General features: G+C 67.3%; 19 protein-coding genes. 9 read left to right on the forward strand and 10 right to left on the reverse strand.

Annotation, left to right across the window (positions count from 1 at the left end; translation table 11 throughout):
• Positions 1-14: 14 nt before the first annotated feature.
• Both cphA and OTERR_RS15495 read right to left on the reverse strand, forming a co-directional pair.
• Positions 15-2,588, reverse strand: coding sequence for a cyanophycin synthetase (cphA, locus tag OTERR_RS15490; RefSeq protein WP_054621819.1), 2,574 nt, complete (start codon positions 2,586-2,588; stop codon positions 15-17).
• A 103-nt stretch (positions 2,589-2,691) separates the two neighbouring features.
• On the reverse strand, positions 2,692-4,881 hold the full coding sequence (locus OTERR_RS15495; protein ID WP_082397145.1) for a cyanophycin synthetase: 2,190 nt from the start codon (positions 4,879-4,881) through the stop codon (positions 2,692-2,694).
• 382 nt (positions 4,882-5,263) lie between these two features.
• On the opposite strand from OTERR_RS15495, the gene OTERR_RS15500 reads away from it, so the two are divergent.
• Complete coding sequence (locus OTERR_RS15500) at positions 5,264-7,582, forward strand: cyanophycin metabolism-associated ABC transporter (RefSeq protein WP_149426319.1); 2,319 nt, start codon at positions 5,264-5,266, stop codon at positions 7,580-7,582.
• 20 nt (positions 7,583-7,602) lie between these two features.
• Positions 7,603-8,082, forward strand: coding sequence for a cyanophycin metabolism-associated DUF1854 family protein (locus tag OTERR_RS15505; protein WP_246154215.1), 480 nt, complete (start codon positions 7,603-7,605; stop codon positions 8,080-8,082).
• Between the two features lie 17 nt (positions 8,083-8,099).
• On the opposite strand, the gene OTERR_RS15510 is transcribed toward OTERR_RS15505, so the two are convergent.
• A complete protein-coding gene (locus OTERR_RS15510) occupies positions 8,100-8,756 on the reverse strand; it encodes a phosphoribosyltransferase (RefSeq protein WP_149426320.1) in 657 nt (218 codons plus the stop codon).
• Between the two features lie 62 nt (positions 8,757-8,818).
• Complete coding sequence (locus OTERR_RS15515) at positions 8,819-9,388, reverse strand: bifunctional pyr operon transcriptional regulator/uracil phosphoribosyltransferase PyrR (protein WP_149426321.1); 570 nt, start codon at positions 9,386-9,388, stop codon at positions 8,819-8,821.
• Between the two features lie 218 nt (positions 9,389-9,606).
• On the opposite strand from OTERR_RS15515, the gene OTERR_RS15520 reads away from it, so the two are divergent.
• The 4 genes from OTERR_RS15520 to OTERR_RS15535 are packed head-to-tail and all read left to right on the forward strand — an operon-like array spanning position 9,607 to position 12,301.
• Positions 9,607-10,113, forward strand: coding sequence for a BCAM0308 family protein (locus OTERR_RS15520; protein ID WP_054621815.1), 507 nt, complete (start codon positions 9,607-9,609; stop codon positions 10,111-10,113).
• A 10-nt stretch (positions 10,114-10,123) separates the two neighbouring features.
• Positions 10,124-10,312, forward strand: coding sequence for a DUF2188 domain-containing protein (locus tag OTERR_RS15525; protein ID WP_054621814.1), 189 nt, complete (start codon positions 10,124-10,126; stop codon positions 10,310-10,312).
• 10 nt (positions 10,313-10,322) lie between these two features.
• A complete protein-coding gene (locus tag OTERR_RS15530) occupies positions 10,323-10,955 on the forward strand; it encodes an isochorismatase family protein (RefSeq protein WP_246154217.1) in 633 nt (210 codons plus the stop codon).
• Positions 10,952-12,301 carry a nicotinate phosphoribosyltransferase gene (locus tag OTERR_RS15535; RefSeq protein ID WP_149426322.1) on the forward strand — a complete coding sequence of 450 codons (1,350 nt, stop codon included), beginning with the start codon at positions 10,952-10,954 and terminating at the stop codon, positions 12,299-12,301. The genes OTERR_RS15530 and OTERR_RS15535 overlap by 4 nt, the downstream gene beginning before the upstream one ends.
• A gap of 28 nt (positions 12,302-12,329) precedes the next feature.
• Here OTERR_RS15535 and OTERR_RS15540 read toward each other — a convergent pair whose 3' ends face one another.
• Entirely contained in the window at positions 12,330-12,803 is a 474-nt protein-coding gene (locus tag OTERR_RS15540; protein WP_054621812.1) for a PAS domain-containing protein, read from the reverse strand.
• On the opposite strand from OTERR_RS15540, the gene OTERR_RS16480 reads away from it, so the two are divergent.
• Positions 12,802-13,122: a hypothetical protein gene (locus OTERR_RS16480; RefSeq protein WP_246154219.1), complete on the forward strand. Its 321-nt coding sequence runs from the start codon at positions 12,802-12,804 to the stop codon at positions 13,120-13,122. The genes OTERR_RS15540 and OTERR_RS16480 overlap by 2 nt on opposite strands.
• 54 nt (positions 13,123-13,176) lie before the next feature.
• On the opposite strand, the gene OTERR_RS15550 is transcribed toward OTERR_RS16480, so the two are convergent.
• From OTERR_RS15550 to OTERR_RS15560, 3 genes are all read right to left on the reverse strand, one after another.
• Positions 13,177-13,893, reverse strand: coding sequence for an MgtC/SapB family protein (locus OTERR_RS15550; protein WP_149426323.1), 717 nt, complete (start codon positions 13,891-13,893; stop codon positions 13,177-13,179).
• Positions 13,894-13,973: 80 nt separating this feature from the next.
• On the reverse strand, positions 13,974-15,179 hold the full coding sequence (locus OTERR_RS15555; protein ID WP_149426324.1) for an MFS transporter: 1,206 nt from the start codon (positions 15,177-15,179) through the stop codon (positions 13,974-13,976).
• Between the two features lie 46 nt (positions 15,180-15,225).
• Positions 15,226-16,104 (reverse strand): LysR substrate-binding domain-containing protein, encoded by an 879-nt coding sequence (locus OTERR_RS15560; protein WP_149426325.1) that lies wholly within the window; start codon positions 16,102-16,104, stop codon positions 15,226-15,228.
• A gap of 110 nt (positions 16,105-16,214) precedes the next feature.
• On the opposite strand from OTERR_RS15560, the gene OTERR_RS15565 reads away from it, so the two are divergent.
• Both OTERR_RS15565 and OTERR_RS15570 read left to right on the forward strand, forming a co-directional pair.
• A complete protein-coding gene (locus OTERR_RS15565; RefSeq protein ID WP_149426326.1) occupies positions 16,215-16,802 on the forward strand; it encodes a cysteine dioxygenase family protein in 588 nt (195 codons plus the stop codon).
• Positions 16,803-16,810: 8 nt separating this feature from the next.
• Positions 16,811-18,505, forward strand: a complete 1,695-nt coding sequence (locus tag OTERR_RS15570; protein WP_149426327.1) for a rhodanese-like domain-containing protein — start codon at positions 16,811-16,813, stop codon at positions 18,503-18,505.
• An 820-nt stretch (positions 18,506-19,325) separates the two neighbouring features.
• Here OTERR_RS15570 and OTERR_RS15575 read toward each other — a convergent pair.
• Both OTERR_RS15575 and OTERR_RS15580 read right to left on the reverse strand, forming a co-directional pair.
• Positions 19,326-20,015 (reverse strand): HEPN domain-containing protein, encoded by a 690-nt coding sequence (locus tag OTERR_RS15575; protein WP_149426328.1) that lies wholly within the window; start codon positions 20,013-20,015, stop codon positions 19,326-19,328.
• Positions 20,016-20,018: 3 nt separating this feature from the next.
• Entirely contained in the window at positions 20,019-23,354 is a 3,336-nt protein-coding gene (locus OTERR_RS15580; protein ID WP_223115964.1) for a sacsin N-terminal ATP-binding-like domain-containing protein, read from the reverse strand.
• Positions 23,355-23,392 lie beyond the last annotated feature (38 nt).

Consider the following 23,392-nt stretch of genomic DNA (forward strand, 5'->3'; position numbering starts at 1 on the left):
CGCGCTAGCGCCGATCAGCCTGCTGCGGCGATACGCTGCTTGATATGGGCCAGGGCTTCTTCCACCTGGTCGATCAGGATCAGGCACAGGTCGCCCTCGCCCAGTCGCTCCAGGGCCGAGTCGATGGCCAGGAACTCGCCGCGGATCTCGTCCACCACCTGGGTGCGCTTGGCGTTGGCCAGGCCCTGGCGCAGCAGGCCGAGCACCTCGCCGTCGGCACGGCCACGCTGGCAGGCATCCTGGTAGAGGATCACGTCGTCGAAGGCGTCGCCGAGGATTTCTGTCTGGCGGCGGATGTCTTCGTCGCGCCGGTCGCCGGCACCGCTGATCACCACCGTCCGGCGCTTGGCCGGCAGGGCTTCCACGGCACTGACCAGGGCCTGGATGGCGTCCGGATTGTGACCGTAGTCGGCGATCAGGGTCGCCCCCTTGTAATCGAACAGGTTGAAGCGCCCCGGGGCGGTGCTGTCATCGCTGACGAAGGTGGCCAGGCCGCGGCGGATCACCTCCCAATCCAGGCCCAAGGCCCAGGCGGCGCCCACGGCAGCCATCACGTTCTCGACCTGGAACAGTATCGCCCCGTTGCGGGTAAGGGGGATGTTGGCCAGGGGCAGGCGTACTTCCGTGCTGCCCTCGGAGGCGACGATGACATCCTCCTCCCGGTACAACACCCGCTTGCCCTGGGCACGGTGGGTGGCCATCACCGGATGGTTGCGGTCCAGGGCGAAGAAGGTCACCGACCCCGGGCAGGAATCGGCCATGGTCGCCACGTGGGGGTCGGCGGCGTTGAGTACGCCGACGCCGTCGGGGGCCACGTTCTGCACGATGACGCGCTTGACCACCGCCAGGTCTTCCACGGTGTTGATGTAGGACAGGCCCAGGTGGTCGCCGATGCCGATGTTGGTCACCACCGCCACGTTGCAGCGGTCGAAGGCCAGGCCTTCGCGCAGCACGCCGCCCCGGGCGGTTTCCAGTACGGCGGCGTCCACGTCCGGGTGGAGCAGCACGTTGCGCGCGCTCTTCGGACCGGAGCAGTCGCCGGTGTCGATGCGCCGGCCGGCAATGTAGACACCGTCGGTGCCGGTCATGCCGACGCGCAGGCCGGAGACGGTCTGCAGATGGGCGATCAGGCGCACCGTGGTGGTCTTGCCGTTGGTACCGGCCACCGCCACCACCGGGATACGACCGTTGTCGCCGTCCTTGTACATATTAGCGACGATCGCCTCGCCCACCGGGCGGCCCTTGCCATAGGAAGGCTGCAGGTGCATGCGCAGACCAGGGGCGGCATTCACTTCGACGATGCCGCCACCCTGCTCTTCGAGGGGCTTCAGCACGGTCTCGCAGACCACGTCCACGCCGGCAATGTCCAGGCCCACCATCTTGGCCGCGGCCACGGCCCGGGCGGCCAGCTCGGGATGCACGTCGTCGGTGACGTCGGTGGCGGTGCCACCGGTGGACAGGTTGGCGTTGTTGCGCAGGATCACCCGGGCGCCCTTGGGCGGCACCGAATTGGCGTCATAGCCCTGCTCGGCCAGGCGGGCCAGGGCGATGTCGTCGAAGCGGATCTTGGTCAGGGAAGTGGCATGGCCCTCGCCGCGGCGCGGGTCGCTGTTCACCAGGTCCACCAGTTCGCGCACGGTGTGGCTGCCGTCGCCGATGACGTGGGGCGGTTCGCGCCGGGCGGCGGCCACCACCTTGTTGCCCACCACCAGCACCCGGTAATCCTGGCCGGGCAGGAAGCGCTCGACCATGATGTCATCGCGGAACTCGACGGCGGCGGCATAGGCGGCCAGCACCTGCTCCCGGGTCTGGATGTTCACGGTGATGCCCTTGCCCTGGTTGCCGTCCTGAGGCTTGACCACCACCGGCCCGCCGATTTCCTGGGCGGCGGCCCAGGCGTCCTCGGCATCCTTCACCGGCCGGCCGGTGGGCACAGGGACCCCGGCGGCATGCAGCAACTTCTTGGTCAGTTCCTTGTCCTGGGCAATGGATTCGGCAATCGCACTGGACAGGTCGGTTTCGGCGGCCTGGATGCGACGCTGCTTGCTGCCCCAGCCGAACTGCACCAGGCTGCCCGAGGTCAGGCGGCGGAAGGGAATGCCCCGGGCCACGGCGGCGGCGACGATGGAACCGGTGGAGGGCCCGAGACGCTCATCCTCATCGACCTCGCGCAATTGGGCCAGGGCACCGGCCAGGTCGAACGGGGTGTCGTCGAGGGCGGCACGGCACAGGCTTTCCGCCAGATCGAAGGCCAGCCGGCCCACCGCTTCCTCGGTGTATTCGACCACCACCTGGAACACGCCAGCCTCCAGGGTGGCGGCGGTGCGGCTGAAGGTCACCGGGCACCCGGCCTCGGCTTGCAGCCCCAGAGCCGCCGCTTCCAGAGCGTGGGCCAAGGAAAGCTGCTCGGCGTGGCTGGTGGATTGCAGGGAGCCAATTTCGGGAAAGCGGGCACGCAGCCGGGCCTCGAATTCACCCAGACCGGCCAGGGAACACTCGGCCTCGCTGCAGGTGACGATGGCCTCGATCGCCGTGTGCCGGCTCCACAGATTGGGACCGCGCAGGGCGCGGATTCGCGATACTTCCATGAACACGTTTTCCTGTTGTACCTGGCTGGCGCGCCTCGGCAGTCAGCTCGGGTGAAATGGGGAGTGTGGGTAGCGGCAGTCTTGTCCGGGAAGAGGGGCGGGCTCAGGCCCGCTTGGCGGCATCGGCGGGGAGCACGTCGAAGGTCTCGACCCCGGCGCGAATCAGTTCCGGCGCGATACCCAGGGCCCAGGCCGCACCAATGGCTGCCAGCAGGTTTTCCACCTGGAGATCGTCCACCCCGGCGCCACCGGCGCTGACCAGGGGTACGGCGCTCACCGCGGTGAGCGGTACCTCGTCGCTGCCCGTGGCCAGGACCAGTCGGCCGTCGCGCACGAACACGGCACGGCCGCCGGCAGCACGGTGCTCGGCCAGGGCCGGCAGGTCGGCGGAAAGGCCGAAGAAGATCACCTCGCCGTCGCACAGGGGGGCCATTTCCACCACCTGGGGATCCCGGGCGTTGAGCACGGCCACACCACTGGGCAGGATCACGTCCACCTGGGTGCGCAGGGCCTTGTACACCTGGTCGGGCTCGAACACATCCAGGTCGGCCAGTCCCTCGGCACCGTTGAGATTGGTCACCACGCCCACCTGGCAGCGGTCGTAGGCGAGGCCCTCGGAGAAGATGGCACGGGCGCTATTCTCGAACACGGCGGCCTCGACCGAGCGGTTGAGCAGCACCCGGCGGGCCGCCGCCCAGTTGGCGCTGTCGGCCTTTTCCACCTGGCGCCGGTCGAGGAACAGGCCGTCGCTGCAGGCCAAGCCGGTGTGCTTGCCGCTCAGGCTGAGCAGGCGGGCCACCACGCGGGCGACCACGGTCTTGCCGTGGGTGCCGGTGACGCCGACGATGGGGATGCGGCCGTCTTCGCCTTCGGGGAACAGGTGGTCGACGATGGCCCGGCCCACCGGGCGGGGCTGGCCTTCGGCAGGCTTGAGGTGCATCAGCAGGCCGGGGCCGGCATTGACCTCGACGATGGCGCCGCGCTGCTCTTCCAGGGGACGGGAGATGTCCTCGGCCACCAGGTCGACGCCGGCGATGTCCAGGCCCACCACCCGGGCGGCCAGGGACACGGCGGCAGCCACGTCCGGATGGACCTCGTCGGTGACGTCGATGGCCACGTTGCCGCTGCGCTGGACCAGCACGGTACGACCTTCGGCGGGCACCGCATCGCCGGTCAGCCCCTGGCGCGACAGCTCCAGGCGGGCAGCGGAATCGAGACGGATGAAGTTGAGGGGGTGATCCTCGCTGCGGCCGCGGCGCGGGTCGGAGTTGATCTGGCTCTCGATCAGTTCGAGCACGGTGGAACGGCCGTCGCCGACCACGCAGGCCATGTCGCCCCGGGCGGCGGCGACCATCTTGCCGCCCACCACCAGCAGGCGGTGCTCGTTGCCGGGAATGAAGCGCTCGACGATGACGCCGCTGCCTTCATCGACGGCCACCGCGTAGGCGGCCTCGACCTCCTCGCGGGTGGTCAGGTTGGTGAACACACCCCGGCCGTGGTTGCCGTCGTAGGGTTTGACCACCACCGGCAGGCCGATGTCCTCGGCGGCATCCCAGGCGTCGTCCACGTCGTCCACCAGGCGGCCCTCGGGCACCGGCACGCCGCAGGACGAGAGCAGGGTCTTGGTCAGATCCTTGTCCCGGGAGATGCCCTCGGCGATGGCGCTGGTGCGATCGGTCTCGGCAGTCCAGATACGCCGCTGGGCGGCACCGTAGCCGAGTTGCACCAGGTTGGCCTCGGACAGGCGGGTATGGGGGATGTCCCGGTCGTCGGCACCGTCGACGATGCAGGCGGTGCTCGGCCCCAGGCACAGGGAATCGGTCAGGTCGCGCAGATGCTCGACCGTCGCCGCGACGTCGAAGGGCCGGTCCTCGATGGCGGCCATCACCAGGTCACGGGCGGCGTACAGGGCGGCGCGGGTGACTTCCTCGTGCCAGGCGCGGACGATCACCTTGTAGACGCCGCGGGTGGACATTTCCCGGGCCTTGCCGAAGCCGCCAGGCAGGCCGGCCAGATTCTGCAATTCGAGGGTGACGTGTTCGAGGATGTGGCCGGGCCAGGTGCCTTCCTGCACCCGGCGCAGGAAGCCGCCCCGTTCGCCGTAGCTGCAGCGATGCTCGATCAAGGAAGGCAGCCAGGAGGAGAGGCGCTCGTAAAACCCGGGAATGGTGTTGGAAGGGCACTCCTCCAACTCACCGATATCGACCCAGGCTTCAAGAACCGGCCGGTAGGTCCAAATGTTCGGCCCGCGCAGCGACACGATGCGCAGAAACTCAATGTCTTTCTTTTTCATAAATCGAATGATGTGGCCGGGCGAACTGGCATGAAGGCTTGGAAGGCGCGAAATGGCCGCCTGAGAACGCATTAACGTTGCAGAAGGCCGTTGGTTTACCTGCGGGGCCCATACCCGTGTAACTTGCTGTAACGAGGATCATACAGGGGGCGCCCCTCCTTCGTCGCGCCCGATCCCGGCCGCAGGCTTTTTTTCCGCCCGCAGCAACGGAAATGGGGGCCGCCCCCTTCGGTATACTGTGATCTTTCCGCCTCGTCGGCGCTTCTTTTGCTGCATTGCCGCAAAAACGGGTGCAGCCGTGCCGCGAGGCTTGCCTTGCCGGGCCCGTCCCGGACCGATTTTCCAGGCTTTCCGGCCCTTCGTTCCGGAAAGGTGCTACCCGATGACCACCGCCACCTCCCTTCCTGTTGCCACCGGCCCCGCTCCCGTTGTCCTTCCCGGGCCCTGGACCGGCGATGCCGCCCCCCCGCTCACCGCCGACGAAACCCTGGTGTCCTGGGTGGAAACCGACCTCGACGCCCAGCTGCGCTTCGTCCCAGGGCTGGTGGCCGTCACCACCCGTCGACTGCTCGCCCGGGCCCCCGGTGAAACGGCCTGGCAGGCCTGGCCCCTGCGTGCCGGACTGGCCCTGCAGCACTTCGACCATGCCGGGGTGGGCAACCTGGAACTGGTGGATACGACGGACCAGGCCACCGCCGGCCCCCGCCGGCTCGCCTGCTGGCGCTACACCCTGGGCCAGAACCCGGCGGCGCTGCGCCTGGTGGACCGTTTCGAGGGCCTGCGCGACAGCCTGGTGAGCGGCACCCCGGAAGTGCTGGCCGACGAAGGCCTCTGCCCCCAGTGCAAGACGCCCCTGCCCGCCGGCCAGGACGAATGTCCGCTGTGCACCAAGGAAACGCCGACGCCCCCGTCCACCTGGACCCTGTTCCGCCTGTGGCGTTTCGCCAAGCCCTACAACGGCCAGCTGCTTGCCGGCTTCCTGCTCACCCTGGCCTCCACCGCCGCCACCCTGGTGCCCCCTTACCTGACCATGCCGCTGATGGACAAGGTGCTGATCCCCTACCAGAACGGCGCCCCCATCGACGCCGGCCTGGTCGGGCTGTATCTCGGCGGCCTGCTCGGCGCGGCATTGGTGGCCTGGGGCCTGGGCTGGGCCAAAACCTACATCCTGGCCCTGGTCTCGGAGCGGATCGGCGCCGACCTGCGCACCACCACCTATGAACACCTGCTCAAGCTCTCCCAGGAGTACTTCGGCGGCAAGCGCACCGGCGACTTGATGGCACGCATCGGCTCGGAAACCGACCGCATCTGCATCTTCCTCTCGCTGCACCTGCTCGACTTCGCCACCGACGTGCTGATGATCGTCATGACCGCGGCGATCCTGATCTCGATCAACCCCTGGCTGGCCCTGGTCACCTTGCTGCCCCTGCCCTTCATCGCCTGGATGATCCACGTGGTGCGCGACAAGCTGCGCCACGGCTTCGAGAAGGTGGATCGCATCTGGTCGGAAGTGACCAACGTGCTGGCCGACACCATCCCCGGCATCCGCGTGGTCAAGGCCTTCGCCCAGGAAAAGCGCGAGGCGGCCCGCTTCCGCGACGCCAACATGCACAATCTGGCGGTGAACGACCGGGTGAACAAGGTGTGGTCCCTGTTCACCCCCACCGTCACCCTGCTCACCGAGGTGGGCCTGCTGGTGGTGTGGGCCTTCGGCGTATGGCAGATATCCCGCGACCAGATCACCGTCGGCGTGCTCACCGCCTTCCTCGCCTACATCGGCCGCTTCTACACCCGGCTCGACTCGATGAGCCGCATCGTCTCGGTGACCCAGAAGGCTGCCGCCGGCGCCAAGCGCATCTTCGACATCCTCGACCACGTCTCCAGCGTGCCCGAGGCTGCCAACCCGGTGCGCCTGACCGAGGTACGGGGTCGCATCGACATCCGCGACATCGGCTTCCGCTATGGCAACCGTGCCGTGATCCGGGGCATGAACCTGTCCATCGCCCCGGGCGAAATGATCGGCCTGGTGGGCCACAGCGGCTCGGGCAAGAGCACCATGGTCAACCTCATCTGCCGCTTCTACGACGTGGCCGAGGGGGCGATCCTGATCGACGGGGTGGACATCCGCTCCCTGGCCATCGCCGACTACCGGCGCAACATCGGCCTGGTGCTGCAGGAGCCCTTCCTGTTCTTCGGCACCATCGCCGAGAACATCGCCTACGGCAAACCCGACGCCAGCCGCGAGGAGATCATCGCCGCCGCCCGGGCCGCCCACGCCCACGACTTCATCCTGCGCCTGCCCCACGGCTACGATTCCCTGGTGGGCGAGCGCGGCCAGGCCCTGTCCGGCGGCGAGCGCCAGCGCATCTCGATCGCCCGGGCCCTGCTGATCAACCCTCGCCTGCTGATCCTGGACGAGGCCACCTCGTCGGTGGATACCACCACCGAGAAGGAAATCCAGAAGGCCCTCGACAACCTGGTGCAAGGGCGCACCACCATCGCCATCGCCCACCGCCTGTCCACCCTGCGCAAGGCCGACCGGCTAGTGGTGATGGACCGGGGCCAGATCGTCGAAGTGGGCAACCACGATGAGCTGATGGCCCTGGAAGGCCACTACTACCGCCTCTACCAGGCCCAGGCGCGCAACGCCGACAGCGAGGGCAACGACACCGGCGCCGCCAACAGCGGCAGCAACGATTGACCAGGGCGAAGGAGACTCCAATGACCGCCATGACCCTGCCCCCCTTCACCCTGCACCGCGCCGCCAACGGCCGCCTGGTGCTGACCAACGCCGCCGGCGAGACCTTCGAGGCCGTGGTGCCGGTGCGCGCCTTCCCCATCTCCGCCCCCGACGGCGGCTTGTCCCTGGTGTCCGCCGACGGCCACGAGCTGGTCTGGATCGAGCGTCTCGACGACCTGCCCGAAGGCACCCGCCAGCTGGTCGCCGAGGAGCTGGCCAGCCGCGAGTTCATGCCCCTGATCCAGCGTATCCGTGCCGTCTCCAGTTTCGTCACGCCGAGCACCTGGGAGGTGGACACCGACCGGGGCGCCACCGCCTTCGTCCTCAAGGGCGAGGAAGACATCCGCCGCCTTGCCCAAGGCCGGCTGCTGATCGCCGACAGCCACGGCATCCACTACCTGATCCGCGACCCGGCCAGCCTGGACAAGACCAGCCGCAAGATCCTCGACCGCTTCCTCTGATCCGCTAGACCCGGGGCTCAGGCCCCGGCCTGTCCCTCGCTTCGGGTGCCGGAAGCGGCCAGGGTGGCGACGACCTCGCTGTCTTCCACCTGGGGAAACTCCCGGTAGAACTGGCCGACGGCCTCGAATCCCTCGGGCACGAGCAGGCAGACCACCTCGTCGCAATAGGGACGCACCTTGTGCAGCGCCTCGTGGGACGCCACCGGCACGGCGCAGATCAGCCGTTGCGGCTGCCGCCCACGCACTGCACGTAGTGCAGCAATCATGGTGGCCCCCGTGGCCAGGCCGTCGTCCACCACGATCACGACCCGCCCGGCCGGGTCGATGGGCGGACGCACCGGGGTGTACTGGGCGCGGCGGCAGCGCATCACCGCCAGCTGGGCATCCCGCTCCCGCGCCACGTAGGCCGCGTCGCCCCCGACCAAGGGCGCATAGTCGGCCAGGTAGACGCCACCGGCCTCATCCACCGCGCCGATGGCGAATTCCGGCTGCCCCGGCGCCCCCAGCTTGCGCACCAGCACCACGTCCAGTTCACCGTCCAGGGCCGCGGCGACGATGCCTCCCATCGGCACCCCGCCGCGGGGAACGGCCAGCACCAGCGGGTGCTGCCCCCGCCACGGCTGCAACTCCCTGGCGAGCAGGCCGGCCGCCTGGGCCCGATCCTTGAACAGCATGACCATTCCTCCCGTGATTTCGGCACCCGCCCTGGACCAGCCCTGATGCCGCGCTTCCACCCCTAACCCTCCGGCGGCCGCTCCAGCTGCAACAGTTCGATCTTGAATTCGGGTTCGTAGGGCGGCACGTTGCACTCGATGATGTCCGGCGGCGCCACGTCGAGCCGCACCCCCACCGCATCGGCATGGAGCGGCAGGCGCGCCACGCCCCGGTCAACCAGCGTCACCACGCGGATCTCGGCCGGACGCTTGGCGCCCAGGTAGCCCACCGCGCGCAGCAGAGAATGGCCGGTATAGAGCACGTCGTCCACCACCACCAGGGTGTAGCCGGCCAAGTCCAAGTCAGCGTGGCCCGCTTGTTCGGTCAGGCGGGTCTCGGGGTAGAGCAGGGTCAGGTCGTCGGCGTAGCGCTTGATCGCCAGGTCGAGGCGCAACGGCGGGGCCGCCAGCCGTCCCGCCAGGGCCGCCGTCAGCCGCTCCGCCAGGGGAGCGCCGCGGCGCAGGATGCCGATGATGGCGAGGCGGGAACGCCCCGTCATCAGCCCGGCCACCCGGCCGGCCAGGTCATTCATGACCACGGCCAGTTGCGCGCTGGTGTACAGACAGGTTCGCTTTCCGGCAGGGCGCTCCATGCGGACCTCCAGCGGGGCCGGGGTGGAAGGGGGGAGAAAGAAGGCTACGAACTGATTACAGCACACCAACGGCCGCCGTCCAGAAAATTGGCCTTTTCCTCGCGGCGCCGGCATATATAGTGAAGGGGGAGTTAGAACAGGCTACCGCTCGCCTTGCCTCTTGCCCACCAGCAACAGAGGTGTGGGGGCGTGCATATCATCGACGCCAGGAGACTCCCATGAAGACCCACCACGTCCCCAACAAAGGTTTCAGCCCGATCGGCCGGGATCACCACCTGTGGCTGGAAAGGGTGCACGACACCTACAAGCTGCAGAGCAAGCTCAAGGAACCCACGGTCTGCGCCGAATGCGGCGCCGTCTACCATCAGGGACGCTGGGTCTGGCAACCCCGCCCCGAGGGCGCCAGCGAAACGGTCTGCCCGGCCTGCCAGCGGCAGCGCGACCATTTTCCGGCGGGCTACCTGACCCTGCGCGGCGAACGCCTCAACACCCTGCACGATGAATTGCTGCGCCTGGTCCGCCACGAGGAATCCCGGGAGCGGAGCGAGCACGCCCTGGAGCGCATCATGGCCATTGAGGAGGGTGAACAGGAATGGCTGGTGACCACCACCGACATCCATCTCGCCCGGCGCATCGGCGAAGCCCTGCACCGGGCCTATCAAGGCGCCCTGGAATTCCACTACAACCCCGAGGAAAACCTGCTGCGCGTCACCTGGGTCGCCTGAGGCCGCCACCGTGCCCTGGAACAGCAGCCACTATCCGACGGCGATGCGCCACCTGGCACCGGTGGTCCGGGCCAAGGCGATCGACATTGCCAACGCCCTCCTGGAGGATGGCATGGAAGAAGGCATGGTGATCCGCATCGCCATCGCCAAGGCCAAGATCTGGGCCGTGCACCGGCGCATTCCCCTGCACGAGTCGTGAAAGGCCCGCCGTGCCGCCCTCATCGGCCCTCCCGGCCAGCGCTGCCCCCGCTCCGACCCTGCCGTGCCTGCCCGGCGACGGGGACGCCCTGGTGGTGGTGGACGTACAGAACGACTTCTTGCCCGGCGGCCCCCTGGCCGTGGCCGATGGCGACCGGGTGGTCGCGCCGCTCAACCGCTACATCCACCTGTTCCAGCAGCGTGGCCTGCCCCTGGTGTTCACCCGGGACTGGCACCCGGCCAACCACTGCTCCTTCCACGCCCAGGGCGGCCCCTGGCCGCCCCACTGCGTGGCCGGCAGCCCCGGCGCCGGCTTTGCCCCGGGACTACACGTCCCGGCCAACGCCACCTTGATCTCCAAGGGGGCACACGCCGGAATCGACGCCTATTCCGCTTTCCAGGGCACCGGCCTGGGGGCCTACCTGCAACGGTTGGGCTGTCGACGCATCTTCGTCGGCGGCCTGGCCACCGACTACTGCGTCCTGGCCACGGTGCGCGACGCCCGGCAACAGGGGCTGGCAGTGGTCGTGCTGCGCGACGCGATCCGCGCCGTGGCGGTGCAACCGGAGGACGGCCGCCGCGCCGAAGACGAAATGCTGCGCCTCGGCGCACACCCCCTCACCTGGGACGAGGTCGCGCCATGAACGACGGTTACACCCCCATGCTCACCGACCTGTACGAGCTGACCATGCTCCAGGCCTACCTGGACGAGGGCATGGCCGATACGGCGGTGTTCGAATTCTTCGTCCGGGCCTTGCCGCCCCAGCGCAATTTCCTCATGGTGGCCGGCATCGAACAGGTCGTGGACTACCTGGCCACCCTGCGTTTCCGCGACGACGACCTGCGCTGGCTCGGCCAGACCGGGCGTTTTCACCCGGTGTTTCTCGACTGGCTGCGCGACTTCCGCTTCAGTGGCGACGTCTACGCCATGCGCGAGGGCACCGTGTTCTTCCCCAATGAGCCGATCCTGCGCGTCGTCGCCCCCCTGGCCCAGGCCCAGTTCGTCGAAAGCCGGGTGATCAACCTGCTCAATTTTTCCTGCCTGATCGCCAGCAAGGCGGCCCGCTGCGTGCTCGCCGCCCCGGGTAAGCAACTGGTGGATTTCGGCCTGCGCCGTGCCCACGGCGCCGAGGCCGGGCTGCTCGCCGCCCGGGCCAGCTACCTGGCCGGCTTTGCCGGCACGGCCACGGTGCTGGCCGGCAAGCACTACGGCATTCCCTTGTTCGGCACCATGGCCCATTCCTACATCGAGGCCCACGAGCGGGAAGCCCAGGCCTTCAGCCACTTCGCCGCCTCCCAGCCGAACAACGTCACCCTGTTGATCGACACCTACGACACCGAAGCCGCCGCCGCCAAGGTGGTGGCCCTGGCCCCGGAGCTGCGCCGCCGCGGCGTCAGCCTCGGCGCCCTGCGCCTCGACAGCGGCGACCTGGCCGATCATGCCCGCCGGGTGCGGGCCCTGCTCGACCAGGGCGGCTTGCCCGAGGTGCGCATTTTCGCCAGCGGCAGCCTGGACGAGACGCGCATCGCCGCGCTGCTGGCCAACGGCGCGCCGATCGACGGCTTTGGCGTCGGCACCCATCTGACCACCTCCGCCGACGCCCCCTTCCTCGATTCCGCATACAAGCTGCAAGCCTACGCCGGCAAGTCGCGGCGCAAGCTGTCCGAGGGCAAGGCCACCTGGCCGGGGGAAAAACAGGTCTATCGGGTCCGGGAGGAAAACGGCCTGTTCCGCCACGACGTGGTGGCTCTCAGTTGCGAACCCCCACCGTCCGGACACAGCATGGCCCTGCTTCAGCCGGTGATGCACCAAGGGCGCCGCGAACCGCCCCTCGACCCCCTGAACACGCTGCGCCAGCATGCCGCCACCGAACTGGCCCAGCTCCCCCCGGAATTACGCCAGCTGACCCCGGCGGCTACGCCCTACCCGGTGCAGATCACCTCGCCGCTGCGCGCCCTGGCCCACAAGCTCGATCAGCAGGCGCACTAGGCCGGCTCCAGCCGGCGCAGGGCGCCGCTCACGATCCAGCGCGGTCGGCAGCGGCCTGTTCCAGGGTCGCCAGCCGTTCGCGCAGCGCCTTGTCCTGGCGGTAGCGCTCGGTCGCTTCCCGGGCAATGGCCAGGGAGCCGAGGGCCCCACCGTGGGAATCGCAGATCACGGCGAAGCTCATGTCCACGTAGATCGTCTCCCCTGTCCCGGTCAGGGCCCGGGTGATGGCCGAGCGGCGGCCGTGCTGGGTGGCCCCCCGGGCAATGGCCCGGTGGTAGCCCTGCCAGTGGGCCGGGCGCAGGCGCTCCGGAATGATCAGGTCGAGGCTGCGCCCGAGGGCCTCTTCCCGGCTAAAGCCAAAAATCGCCACGGCCGAATCGTTCCACAGCCGGATCACTCCGTCCCGGTCGGCGAAGATCGCCGCCTCGCTCAACTGGGCGACGAGCAACGCCTCCAGCCCGGAAGGCGCACCGCTGCCTGTTGTTGGTTCGCTGCCCTGCATGGCTCACGCCCTCCTCACATGCCGCCTTTTCGCCCCGCCCCCCGGGGGCGCACAATGGACCGTCGGCATCCCCCTCGGCATCCCCATCTCCCACTCCTGGCACGGCACTACGGCGGCGATGAACAACCTGCAATTGAACAAAACCTACCTGATCGAACTGTGCAGCGGCGAGCAACGCCACTGGCAGTACCTCGGTCCCGACCCCCGCGGCGCCGTATGGTGGCGCGACCGGGACGACGACCGGGAATTTTGCGAGGCCAGCCTGATGTACGCCTGGTCGATCCTGGGCGAAGCCGGCGACGCCTCGGAACAGGTATAGCGGAGCGGCGCCGGGAGCGACAGTGTCAGCATGGCTGAGCCGCCCCGGCCCGCCTCACTCGGTAGTGCTCGGACTCCAGAAGGCCTGGCTGACCAGGGGCGAAGCGGCCAGGCGGGCCACCAGGGCATCCAGGTGTCCACCCTCCACCGCAGTAGCCGCCAGGGTGGCCTCGATTTCCACCGCATCGCTGCCAAAGGCGTGGATCTCCAGGTCCTGCACCGGGTAGCCGCTCCCTTCCAGGGCCGCTTCGAGCATGGCCAGCACCTCTTTCTGGCGGCCCCGCTCGACGATCACATAGACCGTATTGGTCACTTCCACGGCGGCCACGTCGAGGGGCTGGCGGTTGACCGCGTTGACGATCGGCCGTAGCAGCGTATTGGCGGCCAGCACGAACAGGGTGCCGACGATGGCTTCCAGGATCAGGTCGGCGCCGGCGCAGGCACCGATGGCCGCCGAACCCCACAGGGTGGCGGCAGTGTTGAGGCCGCGCACATTGCCTTCCTCGCGCATGATCACCCCGGCGCCAAGGAAGCCGATGCCCGACACCACGTAGGCCACCACGTGCACCGCCCCGTCGTGGCCGTGCAGTCGGTTGGCCATGTCCACGAAGATCGCCGCCCCCACGGCGACCAGGACGTTGGTGCGCAACCCGGCGGTGCGCTGCCGATACTGGCGCTCGAAGCCGACCAGCCCGCCGAGGACGAAGGCCGTGGTCAGGCTGATCAGGGAATCGAGCAGGGAGGCGAGGTTGATGTTTTGCAGGGCTTCCATGGAGTTTCCTTGCTGCCGGGTCAGGGCAGGAACAACGGGGCGGACAGGGTGGGTAGCGCAGGCATTATCCCGGCGCCGGGTTACATCCCGGCGTGGGATGGCGGATGGCAGTCGGCCCTTACCCAGCGCCACAACAGAAGGGCGGCGAGCAAGGCGCAGCCCGCCGAGAACGAGAACGCCACGCGGGGCGAGGCCGTCTGGTAGAGCCAGCCGAAGACCAGGGAGGCGGGCAGCAGGCAGGCGCCGCTGGTCAGGTTGAACCAACCAAAGGCGGTACCGCGTCGCGCCGCCGGGGCCAGATCGGCCACCAGGGCTTTTTCCACCCCTTCGGTGGCGGCCAGGAACAGGCCGTAAAAGGCGAACAGGGCGAACAACCAGGCGCCGTCGTGGGCGAGCCAGCCCATGCCGAGGTAGAACAGGCCGTAGGCCAGGTAACCCATCGTCAGCAGGGGCACCCGGCCGAAGCGGTCCGACAGGGCCGACAGGGGGGTGGAAAAGAGCATCGCCACCGCCGACACCGCTGCCCAGAGCAGGGGGATGGCGGCCTCGGCGACCCCCAGTTCCCGGGCGCGCAGCAGCAGGAACATGTTGGACGAATTGCCCAGGGTGAACAGGGCCACCACCGCCAGGTAGCGGCGGAACGTGGCTGGCAGGTCACCCAGGCGCCAGTCGAAAGGACGCACCGCCTGGGCCTCCCGCCCCGCGCTGTCCGCCACGGGTTCGCGCAGGGCCAGGGCCAAGGCCAGGCACAGGCCGGCCGGCAACACCGACCAGAGGAAGATGTCGCGCAGGGGCATCCCGGTGCCGAGCAGCAGCGCGGCCAGCAAGGGACCGACCACCGCCCCGGCGTTGTCCATCGCCCGGTGCACACCGAAGGCCAGACCGCGCCGCTGCGGTGCCACGCTGGCGGCCAGCAGGGCATCCCGGGGCGAGGAGCGCAGGCCCTTGCCGACCCGGTCGGCAAAACGCAGGACCAGCAGCCACGGCCAACTGGCGACGAAGGCGATCAGCGGCCGGCCCAGCCCGGCCAGGCCGTAGCCGAAGACGATCCAGGGCTTGCTCCGGCGGGTGCGGTCCACCACCACCCCGGAAAACAGCTTGAGCAGGCTGGCGGTGGCTTCGGCGATACCCTCGATGATCCCCAGGGCCCGCGGCCCGGCCATCAGCACCGACGATAGGTAGAGCGGGATCAGCGGGTAGAGCATTTCGCTGGCGCTGTCGTTGACCAGGCTGATCAGGCCGATCAGCCAGACGGTGCGCGGCAGGGCGAACAGGGCGGAGAACATGGGCGGGGTGCCGTCGGTGGGGAAGGCGGGGGAGCGGGGCGCCCCCTCATTCCTCGTCGGCCACGGCGGGGCCGAAGGGCGCCAGGCCGCCGGCCAGTTGCCGGAACAGGCGACGGGCGATGGGATGGCCGCCATCGCCGCGCAGGTACAGGTGGTACGACACGTCCGGCAGGCGCGGCAGCCCCTCGGCCTCGCCGAGCACCCGCAGGGTCGGGTCGAGCAGCTCGACGCTGCGCGCCGTGACGCCCAGGCCGGCGCGCAGGGCGGCCTTGATGCCGATCAGGGTGGGCGATTCGTAGCTGATACGCCAGGGCACGGTGGCGTGCTCCAGGGTGTTGAGCGCCAGCTGGCGGAAGATGCTCGGCTCGTCGGCCAGAATCAGGGGCAGGGGATCGCCGCGCCGGTAGGGGAACTCCTCGGCGCACACCCACACCGTGGGCGAGGTCCGCAGCGTCAGGCCGGGCAGGGCATCGTCGCGGCGGGTGGACACGGTCATGTCCAGGTCGCCGCGGCGCAGGTCGTCCATGAGGAAGGGGCTGCGCCCGACGTGGATCTGCATTTGCACCTGAGGATAGGCCTGGGCGAAGCCAGCGAGCAGACCGGGCAGCAGGGTGTCGGCCACGTCGTGGGGCGAGCCGATGCGCAGGGTGGCGCCCTCGCCGTCCTGGCGCAGGGCGTGCAAGGTCTGGTCGTTGAGGGCGAGCAGGCGCCGGGCGTAGCCGAGCAGCTGCTCACCCCGGGGGGTGAGGCGCTTACCCCGGCCGACCTTGTCGAACAGGGCAAAGCCCAGGCTCGCTTCGAGGCGCTGCATCTGCTGGGTGACAGCCGACTGGGTCTTGTACAGGCGCCGCGCCGCCGCGGCAAAACTGCCGTGGTCCACCACCGCCAGCAGGGTACGCAACAGGTCCAGGTCCAGGGTCTTCATCTATTAGCGTTGCTTATGTTTTCGATCAGCATAATTCAATTGCCCCGCGACTGGCGCGGACTTTAAACTTTTCGCCGTCCGTTTCCATCAATTTTTTGCAAGGAATCCCCATGTCCCTCCAGGAAGAACGCCGCCAGGCCGTGACCCGCGCCATCGCCGCCATGCAGCAGCTGGCCGCCCGCCAGCCCTTCGACCGAGAGGCCCTGGCCGGCATCCTGGAACAGGTCAAAAGCCTGGCCGCCCACGGCGAGTGGTGGCGCGGCGCCGAGTTCGCCCCGCCCGAGGAGGGGGAACGCCAGGCCCGCTACTTCATCCACGAGGAGGCGGACCGCAGCTTCGCCCTCTACCTCAACGTGATGCGCCCGGGCAAACGCATCCCGCCCCACGACCACACCACCTGGGCTTGCGTGGCGGCGGTGGACGGCGAGGAGCACAACGACGTCTACGACCGCCTCGACGACGGCCGCACTCCGGGCCGGGCCACCCTGCGCCTGCGCGAGACGGTGGTGGTGGGCCCGGGCAGCGGCATCGCCCTGATGCCCGACGACATCCACGCCGTGGAAATCCGCGGCGACCAGGTGATCCGCCACCTGCACATGTACGGCCGCGCCCTGGAAACCCTGGCGGCACGCACTACCTTCGACGTGGACGCCGGCACCTGCCAGCCCATGGCCATCGGCGTCGCCACCCGGCGCTAAACCTGCCCATGGCCGCGCCCCCCACCCCGGCGGCCTCCGGCCACCCCGCCGCCCGCTCCGTCACGTTTCCCGCCCGCATCGCCCCGGCCACCCTCAAGGACTGGCTCCACGACGGCGCCGAGATCGCCCTGTGCGACGTGCGCGAAGCCGGCCAGTTCGGCGAAGCCCACCTGCTCTACGCCGTGCCCCTGCCCTACAGCCGGCTGGAGCTGGACGCCCCGCGCCTGCTGCCCAACCGCCAGGTGCGGCTGGTGCTGTGCGACGACGGCAACGGCAGTAGCGGAGGAACTGGCAGCGTGGCCGACCGGGCGGCGGAACGCCTGGCCGCCCTCGGCTACCGGCCCTACGTGCTCGACGGCGGCACCGCCGCCTGGGCTGCCGCCGGCTTCGCCCTGTTCGCCGGGGTGAACGTGCCCTCCAAGACCTTCGGCGAGCTGGTGGAGCACCGCTGCCACACGCCCCGCGTCACCCCGCAGCAGCTCGCCGCCTGGCGGGCCGAGGGCCGCGACCTGGTGGTGGTGGACGGCCGGCCCTTCGCCGAATACCGCAAGATGAACATCCCCGGGGCAGTGTGCTGCCCCAACGGCGAGCTGGCCCTGCGCATCGACGCCCTGACCCCCCGGCCGGACACCACCATCGTGGTGAACTGCGCCGGCCGCACCCGCAGCCTGATCGGCGCCCAGACCTTGATCGACCTGGGCCTGCCCAACCCGGTGTATGCCCTGGAGAACGGCACCCAGGGCTGGGTCCTGGCCGACCTGACACTGGAACACGGCAGCGCTCGGCGCTATCCGGACGACGCCCACCCCGCCGACCCGGAGGCGCGCCGCTACGCGGCCCGCCGCCTGGCACGGCGCTGGGGCGTGGGTAGCGCCAGTGCCGCCCGGGTCAGCGAATTCCTCGCCGATACGTCGCGCAGCACCTACCTGTGCGACGTACGCGCTCCGGAAGAATTCCAGGCCGGCAGCCTGCCCGGCGCCCAATCCACCCCGGGGGGGCAGCTGATCCAGGCCACCGACCAGTTCATCGCCGTGCGCCGCGCCCGCCTGGTGCTGGTGGACGACGACGGCATCCGTGCCCCAGTGGTGGGGTCCTGGCTGGCACGCCTGGGCTATGAGGTGTGGGTGTTGGCTGGGGGCCTGGCGGACCAGGAGAATCTGCACGCCTGCACTGGCCGTAGCAACGGCTACCCGCCCGGGGGAACGGTCGCGCTCCCCGCTGCCCCGCCCCCCATCGGCGCCGCCGAGCTGGCGGAACGCCTCGCCCGGGGCGACCTATGCGTCATCGACGTACGCCCGGGCATGACCTACCGCCAGGGCCACATCCCGGGTTCCACCTGGGCGCTCCGCCCGCGCCTGGCCGACCTGGCCCTGGCCGGCCAAAACGTAGTCCTGGTGGCCGACGACCCGGCCATCGCCGCCCTGGCCGGGGACGAGGCCCGGCGGCTCGGCGCGGCCACGGTAGCCCTGCTCGACGGCGGCCTGACCGCCTGGAAAGCGACGGGCGGCCGCGTTGAAACCACGCCGGACGATCCGGCAGACAGCGCGTGCATCGACTACCTGTTTTTCGTGCACGACCGCCACGACGGCAACCGGGAGGCAGCCCGCCGCTACCTGGCCTGGGAAACCGGGCTGGTGGCCCAGCTCGATGCCCGGGAGCGGGCCGAACTGGACAGCCTAGCGCCATCTTCCAATAGGGAATAAAACCGTCGTTCGTTCAGCGTGGCCTAGCCATTGTTACGAACGCCGCCTTTGGCGCGACGCACGGTGTCCATACAGGGCCGCTTCATGCCAAAACGGCGTGTCTCAGCATGACGGCGCGCCCTTCACGTGTCGCAGTGACGTGTAGAAATCCAGCGTGCGCGCAAAACAAAAAGGGCCGATTCCTTGCGGAATCAGCCCTTTCTTGAATCTTTGGCGCGCCCGGCGCGATTCGAACGCACGACCCTGCCTTCGGAGTGTTAAATATACTGTTGTTACTGACAGGTTCGATTTGCTCTCAATCGGGCTTAATTGCACAAATAAAATCCAACCATATGATTAAAATATGATTTCTTGTAAGTTGATCTGTGACACGTAACACCACACAACCCCCTTACGCTCACCAAACCGTCACAACACAAGAACAAAACGCAGCAAGCTCATCACTAGCGTTCACGACGCCTTCCAGCAGGTAGGCAGACCTTAAAATCATCACTCCACGCCAATGGCTTTTAAGACGGCGTCCATAGGATCTGAGTAGAAGCTAGTCTGCAACTTGGCGATTAGGTCACTGATTCCCATATCTCGCCCTTTACAGAGAAAAGTCACGCGCACTCTGACAAGAGCGACCGCTGGGACGCCCTCTTGTTTCCTCCGGTGGCAAGGTCGTCTCGAAAGCCGAGACGAAACCAACGACCTCCGCCCGAGGCCTCATGAGATACCTAATGGGCTGCAAGTCGGCCGAGGCTGACCTTCAGCTTTCCGAACTCTCAGGCGGTAATGAAAGGTTTACCTACCACTTTAGCGATGTGCCGCGATGGGGTCAGACGTTTTGATCGACAACTGGATAGACGGCGTCGCCCCACAGTGCGTTCGGATTGTCCATCATCAGCGCAATGATCACTGGAACCAGCTTGCCCAGCAGACGCGTGCAATCACGTAACTGGTCGCGATTGACCTTGCCATCCCACGTCGCACCACCGTGGATCAGTTGATTGCGCAGCGTGTAGAGGCGATTGAACATGACCGAGAGCAGCGCGGGCGTATTGCCGCTGGCCAGTGCGGACTGTGCCGATTTCTTCGCGCTGGCGAACCGATCCCTCCACTCGTCTTCACCGATCCGGCCACGCTGGAACTCCCAAAACAGGTGGAAAACATAGGGGTTGTCGAGTAGCGTGCGGATGCTGCCGGAGAATTCCTTCCAGATCAGGTCGGCGATGCGTTTGCTTGTGTCGAGATCGCAGAGCTTTTGGAGAAAGGCTGTGAAAGTAACCTTGTCGGCCGTGCGGTCACTGTCGTCGAGTTCCTGCGCGTAGGCAGCATTGAAGGCGATCCACAGAAAGATGAATTTGCCGTCCATATCCTCCGACTGCTCGGCGCGATGCAGCCAGCTCAAGGCCCTGTGGATGCGCAGCGTCAGGTTGGTCGGATGTCCGTCGCGCACCAGTCGATGGCGCTGCTTGAGGGCCGAGTGCTCTAGTGAACTTCCCGCCATGGGCTTGAGGGTAGACATGGATCAGGCTTTCGGTTGAGACGATTTCGGTGGTTCCGTTCGCGCGATCTGGCTCCAGCCTTTGTCGAACGTGAACGTCCGCGCGTGACCAACAGGGTTCTGAATCCTGAGAACCCGCGCTTTCTCTGCGTCGGTCGCATGCTCGACTACGTACAGCCAGTACGCATTGCCCTTCGCGTGGGCATGATCGAACTGCGTGCGGGAAAGACCCACGGGTCGATTCTCCAGACTGCCAGTCATCGACTTGACCTCGACCCATCGAACTGGCTGGCCATCGCCGTTGGCTTCGAATAGATCGAAACCTGGGTTGCCTTCCGGAGTGCGTTGCAACCTGGGTTCGAGCGAAATGATCAGGGTAAGAGCGTGATCCTCGATCATCATCCGCGTTGCCTGATCGAGGCTGTCTGGATCAGCTTCCTCGTCGTCGGGATGGGTGCCGAGGTAGGAAATGAACGGCCTTCCGCCAGCAGAACCTGGCGCCCGCTTTCCCTGTCCCCCGTTGCTGGTTCCGCCGCTTTTTCCGCCGCCACCGGGGTGGCCACCGGAGCCACCGTGTGGCCCGTCGTTGCCCTGGCCGCCGCTACGTGGCGTCCCAGTGCCAGTTCCTCCGTGACCGCCGCGCCCTGTGCCACTCGTTGCGCCGTCGCCGCCGTCCGGGGCGAGCGATCCTGGTGGAATGTCCGGCATCCCGTCGCCATACAGGTCTTTCGCGTCGTCGTAGACATCGTCGCCAGATGGCTTTGTGTCGTCCGCCTCCTCTTCGGTCGGAACTTCGTCAGACGGCGCGTCATCGGCTGGAGCCTCGTCATCTGAAGGTGCGCCAGTGATCCCAAGCCGGGAAGTCAGATCTGCCACGCTGGTAATGCCGAGCTTTCGCAGCAAGTCGAGGGCCGCAGGATCGATACCTGCTTCTTTGGCCAATTGGTCGATGATCGGCGGTTTGAAGTCGATTTTGGTCAGCAAGAAGGGGTTGGTCTTCCAGCCGAGGGGATCGAACAACACAAGGTTTGGCGGCAAAAGGTCGCCGTTGGCGTCGGGCACCCACGCTACCGTGTTGAGGCGGCGAACGAAGGCAGCCGGAAATGGCGGCGTCCTGCGCTCCCCGTAATGCGACCAACTGTAAGAACCATCGAAGATGCCACGCCCACGACGTTCCTCAAGGTCACCCAAGCTCTCCCAGATCAGGCGGGCGCGCTCAATGCGTTGTTCGGGGATGAGCTTGGGCAGCAAGTCAATCAAGGCGTCGAAGCCATTCAGCACCCAGTCAACGACTCGTTCTCTGGCACCCAACTCTACGTAGCCGGTCTTTCGACGTAGTTCTCTCTTCTCTTCCAATGAAAGCGCAGTCGGCGCTTCTAGGGGACGCGGATACCTCAATGCACCACACGCCTCCAGCAATTCGCGCATCTCCTCGCCGCGCAGGCAGTCGTACCTGTCGTCAACGATGAAGACACGCGGAACGCCGGCGAAGAGCTGTTTCAGGCGGTCAGTGGCGATGTAGATGTTGCCAGGCTTGGCGACGTAGCCTTTGGCGTCACCGGTGTCGACCACCATCACGAAGGGCGTTTCGCGTAGCGCTGTGAGGAGCTTTTCCCGTTGGGTTTTCGAATCGGTATTGAACGCGTTGCGGATGCGCTCAATGTCGGCTGCGTATTCCTCGTCGTCAATATCGACCGTCTCTTGCTGATATTTCGGCAGCAGGTTCAACACTACGTCATCGACTTGATCGGGTTCGGTGATGCCGAGTGCGATGAGAAAGCTGCGTGCATCAACTGACGCGCACACTGCAGAGCGTATCGTTGGGAAGCCGGTTTTGATAGCACTCGGCAGAAAGGCTTTCGCCGCCCCGTTCTCGCGCCCAACGACGTGGGTGCCGTCTTCGAGGCGGATCAAGGGAATCTTGTCGAGGCTGCGGCGCAGGGCAGCTTCTTGACCATTCAGGAACTCGTAGAGTCGCCTCACCCAATCGTCGGATTGGGCTTCGAGAAAAGGCCCTGTCAGACGCGGAACCAGCGTGGCTGGCGTCACCTCGGCAACGTTCAGCTCCTGCATCAGGTAAGAGCGAATCTCCGGCTGTCTGTCCGGGGTGATGACGCCTGTCAGCCACGCGGAGGCCTTGGAGCCGAACACCGCTTCGATCTGCTCCGGGCTGAGCAGATCTCGCAACTCCTGCGTACGCGCCAGCTTTGCTTGGGAGGCAGGGACAAAACCACCGTCGAATCGAGGCAGCAGCGGTTCACTCCACAGCGCCTGCCGGACGCTCTCGAAGATTGGCGCGAACATCGCTCCTGCGGGAAACTTCTCACGATCGAGCGGTAAGCAACGCAAGGCAGACGTGTCCAGCATCGCGTTGTCGCGCATCCAGCGCATCGCTTCCACCAGCAGGTTGGCCGTCTCTTTGACCAGATGCTGATTCCACGGCTCTCCGCGCGGGATATTGTCGCGGCTAGGTGTCGTGCGATACGGCCCCTGCACCAGAAAGCCGAGATTGGTCTGCACCACTGTCGGGAAGAACACCACCAGCGGCGATGAGGCCACGGGCTGAACCGACCAGCGGCCCGGCGCATCCTTGACCGCGACCAGCGAGAACGCGATCTCCACGCGACCGACGGCATCCTGCGTGTCAGAAAACATTTCACGGTGGAACACCAGCCAGTTCTGATCGACTTCCGCCTTTCCGCTCTCTTGACCGATCACCGTGATGCGACGGACGTTGCTCCCGAAGGCTTCAGGGCTGTTGCGCAAGTAGAACCCGGACGCGCCACCCTCGACACTCCAGTTGATCTCTTCGATGTGCCTCAAGAACAGCAGCGCGCCGGGGCCCAGATGCTGGAACCCCGCCGTGATCTCCTTCTGCGCGGTGTCGTCGCCATGCTTTAGCGGGAGGACGATCTGCGTTTCTCCCGCCTCGCGTTCCGTGCGCCCCGCCCGTTGTGGCTGCACGTAGTCCTTGATGGCGAAATCCTCGTCGCCGGAATGAATCTCAGGGCGGTCGGTAAAGGTGTAGACCGACTTGAAGCCAATACCGAACCGGCCAATCGAGAACTTGTCTTTGGTGCTCTCAGCAATGCCACACACGCCCCGGACATCCGCCTCATCGAACGGCCGCCCGAAGTGTGAGAGCGACAGCCGGGTCGGGGCCAGTTCGAACGTGACCTTGCGCGGCCCGGCCGAGTCGCCGCGCCGACCGAGTGCGTCCTCCGCGTTCTGAAGCAACTCAAAGATGAAGTGCGTCCGGTCGTCGTACCTGTCAGCAAGCAACATTGGACCGATCCGGCCGATGTCGGTGCCGTAGCGCCGCTGGTTTTCTTCGCAGATCGCTTCGTAGTTCGATGCCACCACCGCCCCCCTCTCGGTCAGGCATCTGTCTGATGCCA

Origin of the sequence: Oryzomicrobium terrae (assembly GCF_008274805.1) — a bacterium.
GTDB lineage: Bacteria > Pseudomonadota > Gammaproteobacteria > Burkholderiales > Rhodocyclaceae > Oryzomicrobium > Oryzomicrobium terrae.